Annotated in this window: 6 protein-coding genes; 1 reads left to right on the top strand and 5 read right to left on the bottom strand. The window is 54.9% G+C overall.

Translation table 11 applies throughout. From position 1 onward, the window contains the following. Positions 1-164 precede the first annotated feature (164 nt). The 5 genes from Q3Y58_RS17505 to Q3Y58_RS17485 all read right to left on the bottom strand — a co-directional run bounded on the left by Q3Y58_RS17505 (position 165) and on the right by Q3Y58_RS17485 (position 5533). Positions 165-1010 carry a cytochrome c1 gene (locus Q3Y58_RS17505; RefSeq protein WP_319623146.1) on the bottom strand — a complete coding sequence of 282 codons (846 nt, stop codon included), beginning with the start codon at positions 1008-1010 and terminating at the stop codon, positions 165-167. Between the two features lie 23 nt (positions 1011-1033). Next, the gene (locus Q3Y58_RS17500) at positions 1034-2275 is read right to left on the bottom strand and encodes a cytochrome b (RefSeq protein WP_274218350.1); all 1242 of its coding nucleotides are present in this window, start codon (positions 2273-2275) and stop codon (positions 1034-1036) included. Between the two features lie 23 nt (positions 2276-2298). After that, on the bottom strand, positions 2299-2859 hold the full coding sequence (gene petA, locus Q3Y58_RS17495; RefSeq protein ID WP_274218349.1) for a ubiquinol-cytochrome c reductase iron-sulfur subunit: 561 nt from the start codon (positions 2857-2859) through the stop codon (positions 2299-2301). A gap of 347 nt (positions 2860-3206) precedes the next feature. Beyond that, positions 3207-5045, bottom strand: coding sequence for an ABC transporter ATP-binding protein (locus tag Q3Y58_RS17490; RefSeq protein WP_319623145.1), 1839 nt, complete (start codon positions 5043-5045; stop codon positions 3207-3209). 56 nt (positions 5046-5101) lie between these two features. Next, a complete protein-coding gene (locus Q3Y58_RS17485; RefSeq protein ID WP_319623144.1) occupies positions 5102-5533 on the bottom strand; it encodes a hypothetical protein in 432 nt (143 codons plus the stop codon). A gap of 493 nt (positions 5534-6026) precedes the next feature. Here Q3Y58_RS17485 and Q3Y58_RS17480 point away from each other — a divergent pair, with 493 nt between their 5' ends. Beyond that, entirely contained in the window at positions 6027-6485 is a 459-nt protein-coding gene (locus Q3Y58_RS17480) for a tRNA (cytidine(34)-2'-O)-methyltransferase (protein WP_319623143.1), read from the top strand. Positions 6486-6504 lie beyond the last annotated feature (19 nt).

Below are 6504 nucleotides of genomic sequence, written 5' to 3'. Positions count from 1 at the left end.
GCTATGAACACCAAAACACAAGCTACGGCGGCGTAAGTCGCAAGGGGTAGTTTTAGGCCGCGCCGCAGACCTAAAAAACGAAAACCCCGCCAAAAATATGACGGGGTTTGTCATCAATCTGAGGCCGCCCGGGGGCGGCCTTCAAATCCTCAAGTCTTGTCGACTTAGTGATCTACATCTTTCCAGATCTTGCGCTTGGTGAAGTACAGCAAGGACGCAAACAGGATCAGGAACATCATGACACCAAGGCCGAGCTGCTTGCGCTCTTCCAGCTTTGGTTCTGCAGTCCACATCAGGAACGCAGAAACGTCACGGGCGTACTGGTCAACGGTCATCGGCGTGCCATCGGTGTACTCAACGATTTCATCGGACAGCGGTGGCGCCATGGCCAAGGTCTGACCGGAAATGAAACCGGTGTTGTAGTACTGACCGACTGGAACCTCAAAGCCCTCAGGCGCTTCATGGTAGCCAGTCAGAAGACCATAGAGATAGTCCGGACCGTTTTCCTGGTACTGAGTGAAGATATCCGTCACGAACCAGGGGAAACCACGCTTAACCGCACGAGCCTTAGCCATCAAAGACAGGTCTGGCGGGTAAGCACCGTTGTTAGATGCACGTGCTGCCTGCTCGTTCGCGAAAGGTGATGGAAAGCGGTCAAACGGCTTGCCCTCACGTTCGAACATGTCACCGGCATCATCCGGACCATCTTCAATCACGTAGTCAGCGGCCAGCGCCTTGACTTCGTCCTCAGAGAAGCCCGGGCCACCGTCATCAGCCAGGTTGCGGAAAGCAACGTAGCTGAGACCGTGACAGGATGCACAAACTTCGCGGTACACCTGAAAGCCGCGCTGCAGCTGCGCCTTGTCAAACTGACCAAACGGGCCAGAGAAAGACCACTGCTGACGCTCAACGTGTGGGCCTTCGCCGGCGGCCTGAGCCGCCGTACCAGCCATGATAACGCCGCAAGCAACAGTCAGAGCACGAGCGCTTTTGACGAGAAATGTTTTCATTGTCTTAAAGTCCCCCGCTCCGATCAAGCTGCACTTGTCTTGCCGTTATCGGCAAGCACAGCATCGTTGATCGATTCCGGCAGCCTGCTCGGTTTTTCAATAAATCCGAGCATTGGCAGAATGACCAGGAAATGCACGAAGTACAGTGTGGTGAAGATCTGAGACAGCGTTACGTAGATGCCTTCTGCAGGCATGGCGCCCAGCCAGCCCAGGATCACACAGTAGAATGCGAACAGCCAGAAGAAGATCTTGAACAGCGGACGGAACGTGCCTGAACGAACCTTGGATGTGTCCAGCCATGGCAGGATGAACAGAACCGCGATTGCGCCGAACATCAGAAGCACACCACCCAGCTTGTCAGGAACAGCACGCAGGATCGCGTAGAATGGCAGGAAGTACCATTCAGGAACGATGTGTGCTGGCGTTACAAGCGGGTTGCCCTCGATGTAGTTGTCCGCGTGGCCCAGATAGTTTGGCAGGTAGAACACAAACCATGAGAAGAAGATCATGAACACGACGATCGCGAGCAGATCCTTCATGGTGTAGTACGGGTGGAATGGGATCGTGTCCTTTTCGGACTTCGGATCGACACCCGTCGGGTTGTTGTTACCTGTGGTGTGGAATGCCCAGATGTGCAGCAGCACGATACCCACCAGAACGAATGGCAGCAGGTAGTGCAAGGAGAAGAAGCGGTTCAGGGTCGGGTTACCGACAGAGAAGCCACCCCACAGCCATGTCACAACAGCTTCACCTACAACCGGAATTGCAGAGAAAAGGTTGGTGATCACGGTTGCGCCCCAAAGGGACATCTGGCCCCAAGGCAGAACGTAGCCCATGAATGCGGTTGCCATCATCAGAAGGAAGATGATCACACCGAGGATCCATGAGATTTCGCGTGGTGCCTTGTAGGAGCCGTAATACATGCCACGGAAGATGTGGATGTAAACGGCGATAAAGAACATGGATGCACCGTTCGAGTGCAGGTAGCGGATCAGCCAGCCGAAGTTCACATCACGCATGATGTGTTCAACAGAGCGGAATGCCATATCCACATGCGGTGTGTAGTGCATCACCAGCACGATGCCGGTCACGATCTGCACAACGAGAACGAAGAATGCGATGCCGCCGAAGGTCCACCAGTAATTGAGGTTCTTCGGGGTAGGAAAGTCCACAAAGCTTCCGCGAATGAGCGAAATCACCGGCAAACGGGCTTCGAGCCACTTTGCAGGTGCACTTTGCGGTACATATTTAGTATGCCCAGCCATAGCTGCCTCCAGACTTGATCCGTTTAGCCGATGCGAATTGTTTCGTCGTCAACGAAAGCGAAAGGGGGCACCAGCATGTTTTCCGGAGCGGGGCCCTTACGGATACGGCCAGCGGTGTCATAGTGAGATCCGTGGCATGGGCAGAACCAGCCACCAAAGTCGCCTGCTTCTCCCAATGGCACGCAACCGAGGTGCGTACAAATGCCAACCATGACAAGCCATGGCTCTTTACCTTCCGCCGAGCGGTTAACGTCGGTCGCTTCAGCGTTGGCTTCGAGGTTGAGATTGCGTGCAATTGGATCCGGCAAGTCGGAAACAGGCACGCTGTTCGCCTCGGAGATCTCTTTGTCAGTACGTTGGCGGATGAAAACTGGTTTACCGCGCCATGTGACGGTGATGGATTGTCCAACCTCAATGGCTGACACATCAACTTCAATAGACGCCAGTGCCAATGCCGATGCATCCGGGTTCATCTGGTGGATGAAAGGCCAGGCGATTGCACCCACGCCAACTGCTCCCACAGCACCTGTTGCCAGGTATAGAAAGTCGCGGCGGTTTGGTTCTGCCGTTTCAGAGTGTTCCAAGGTCGCGTCCTCTCGAAACAGGTTAAATTCTCAACGCCCCACCAAGCCCTCACTCGATGTTTTTCGATGTAAATCGACTGTGAATTAGCTGTAGGCGCCCATGCGCGAAATACGCAATTATATTAGCGTGGTTTATCTGACATTAACGCGCGCACTTGTCCAGCGACCACGGCGAAAAGTGGACTTATTGTCGCATCAAAATTGGGAAAATTACGCAATTCGGTGGATTAGAACACTTCCAACGACCAATTACCTAGTAAGAAAGTCGTGCATTTTCAAGCGCCCCTAGGGCAAGCCGCCGCAGTTTTTTCTGCGACGGCTATAGGTTGATTCATTCTGACTCGCAGTTATTGCGCCGCAATCTGCGACAAAAAACCACCAGATTGACGCTGCCAAAGGTTGGAATAGATGCCTCCAGCCTCCAAAAGCTCCTCGTGCGGCCCCATTTCTACGATTTTTCCCTGATCCATCACAATCAGTCGATCCATCGCAGCAATCGTAGATAACCGGTGCGCAATAGCAATTACGGTCTTTCCCTGCATCAGCTCGAACAGGCTCTCCTGAATGGCCGCCTCGACCTCGGAGTCCAAAGCTGAGGTGGCCTCATCAAGAACAAGGATCGGCGCATCCTTCAACAGCACACGCGCAATGGCGACACGCTGGCGCTGGCCTCCTGAGAGCTTCACGCCACGCTCACCTACGAGCGTATCAAAGGCGGTTCGGCCTTCCTTGTCGCGCAGCTCCTGAATGAACTCCAGTGCATGCGCTCTGCGAGCGGCCTCCGTCGCTTCTTCCAGAGACGCACCTTCCTTGCCGTAGGTGATGTTCTCCAGAATTGTCCGGTGCAACAGCGAGGTATCTTGCGAAACCACACCGATCGCCTGACGCAGACTTTCCTGCCGGACCTGCGAGATGTCCTGCCCGTCGATGGTAATCTTGCCGCCTTCCAGATCATGGAACCGCAGCAGCAGGTTCATCAAGGTCGACTTCCCTGCTCCGGAACGCCCCACCAGACCGATTTTCTCGCCCGGCTTGATGGAGAGCGACAGATTTTCCAGCACGCCCTTTTCCTTGCCATAGTGGAAGCGCACGTTCTGGAACTCGATCCCAGCATCCTGAACCACAAGGTCCTTGGCATCTTTCACATCAACAACTTCACGCGGCTTGGACAGGGTCGCCATACCGTCTTGAACAGTACCAACGTTTTCAAACAGACCCGCCACTTCCCAAAGGATCCACTGAGACATGCCCTGCAAACGTAGCACCAGACCAATGGCGATGGCGATATCTCCTGTTGTTACAAGGGCATAGCTCCAAAGGCCAATGGATGTGGCCCCAACCGCGAACAGAAGCAGCATGTTGATGCTGGTCAGGGCGATGTTGAGCAGGGTTACATTGCGCATCTGCCGATGCACAGGATCCATGAAGTCCTTCATGGAGGCCTTGGCATAGTCCTCTTCACGCTCCGCATGGGAGAACAGCTTCACGGTGGAGATGTTTGTATAGGCATCCACCACATGACCTGTCATCACCGAACGCGCATCAGCCTGCTGCCGCGAGATGTCCTTCAGCTTCGGCACGAAGTAGTAAAGCACACCCAGATAGGCAAGCAGCCAGAACACCAACGGCAAAGCCAGTTTCCAGTCAGCCGATGCCAACACAAACACTGCCGCCGTCAGATAGACCACCACGTAGACGAAGATGTCGGCAATCCGGGTCACCACTTCGCGCACTGCCAACGCGCTCTGCATCAACTTGTTGGCAACACGTCCGGCGAAGTCGTTCTGAAAAAACGGCAGGCTTTGGCGCAGCAGATAGCGGTGCCCCTGCCAGCGGATCAGCATGGGGAAGTTCCCCACGATGCCCTGATGGAACACCAGCTGCCAGATGGCCTCAACCACGGGCATGATCAAAAGCACGACAAAGCCCATCCAGAGCAGGTGCGGCCAGTTGTTCTGGAAGAAGGTGGACGGGTCCTCCGTTCCAATCCAGTTCACCAGATCTCCAAGAAACGTGAAAATCGTTACTTCAAGAACGGCAATACAAGCCCCAAAGAACGAAGCCAGTGCCAACAGAGGGGCAAACGGCTTCGTGTAGTACCATATGAACGCCCAAAAAGTGGAAGGGGGCGTCTTCACTTCTGAAGTATTGAACGGGTCCACTAACCCTTCAAATCGAGAGAACATCGAGGCTTCCTTAAAGTCTTATTCTAAAGCCTTCCGGCTGGACTTGAGCAGATGCGTTACCGCATCCGCTCATCGCTCTCATATTTGTCCCGAGAGGGATTTGGGCCTTGCGCCAAGGCCCAGACGAAGCTGCTGATACCAAGCCCGACGACGACAGCGCCTAACAGGCTATCCACCATACTGGACCTGATTTGCTCACCTGTCATGACCTGGCCGTTGCGCTCCGCACTGTCGAGCCCAAAAAAGACGGCCAAGAGTGCCGGCAGAAAGGCAAGCAGAGCAACGCCAACAGTCATGCCAAGAAAAGCAATCCCTCTGTTGAACAAACTGGGTTGTTTAAATGCTTCTTCTTCAGAGAAGCGGCGGCCGTACCGCGGCTCTTTATTGAGCAGCGGATCAGCCCTTAACGCCAAGTGCGCCAAAAGCACGCTAGTAATCATGGTTCTGTCTCTTTCGAGGCGGGCAGAGAACAGCGACACCTCTCCCATAAAGGGAAGCTATCTGCCTCTACCCGATAGATGTAGTGAGATTGTGAAGCTGTTTAGAGCGAGTGGGTGGGCTTAAGCGCGTGTCAGCGCCCCGAGAGGGCAAGTCGCGCCAGAGGAAACATGGCCCAGCACATGTACAATAGTATCTGTCATGTATTGTCTCCCCTTACTAATCACTCAGTTTTACCGGCAGGGCGCCGGCAGTGAGGCCCAATCCTCTGCGATACGCTAGAGATTCGAAGCCGTTGTCCGCTACGGGGTTGTTCCTAAACAATTCCCCGAGAACTGGCCAGTGCTGACGCAGCGGAAAAACGAACAAAATCAGGCGCGTTGCAAAATTGCAACATATGAGTGTTCCCTGTTCGCAACACACCTTCGGCTCTGCCCCTCAAAACAAGTCAACAGCTTTCCCGTGAACGGCCCTTATGTCGGCAGGGACCCACCGCTATCATGGTCGCCAACCAGAAACGAACATCTTGTCCAGCGAGCCGTCATGCCAGACATTGCGCTATACCAGCCCGACATTCCCCAAAACACAGGCACCCTGCTCCGCCTCGCTGCCTGCATGGACGTGCAACTGCACCTGATCGAGCCCGCGGGGTTTCCCCTCTCCGATCACGCTTTGAAACGCGCAGGCATGGACTACATCGAGCGCGCCAAGCTGCAACGCCATATCAGCTGGGATGCTTTCCGCGCCTGGCAGCAGCAAGAAGGGCGACGCCTCGTTCTCATGAGCACGAAGGCAGCCGAGCCCTACACGGCGTTCATGTTCCAACCCGGCGACATTCTGCTCATGGGGCGGGAGAGTTCGGGTGTGCCAGAAGATGTGCACCATGCTGCCGACCATCGTCTGCTCATCCCAATGAAGAACGGCATGCGCTCCCTCAACATGGCGATCTCGGCGGGCATGGTTCTGGGCGAAGCCCTGCGCCAGACGGATGGCTTTGCGTGACTGCGGCCAAACTACTGCT

Source organism: Nesiotobacter zosterae (assembly GCF_033843645.1).
Classification (GTDB): Bacteria; Pseudomonadota; Alphaproteobacteria; order Rhizobiales; family Stappiaceae; genus Pseudovibrio; species Pseudovibrio zosterae.
This window is presented reverse-complemented; position numbering and strand designations above follow the sequence as displayed.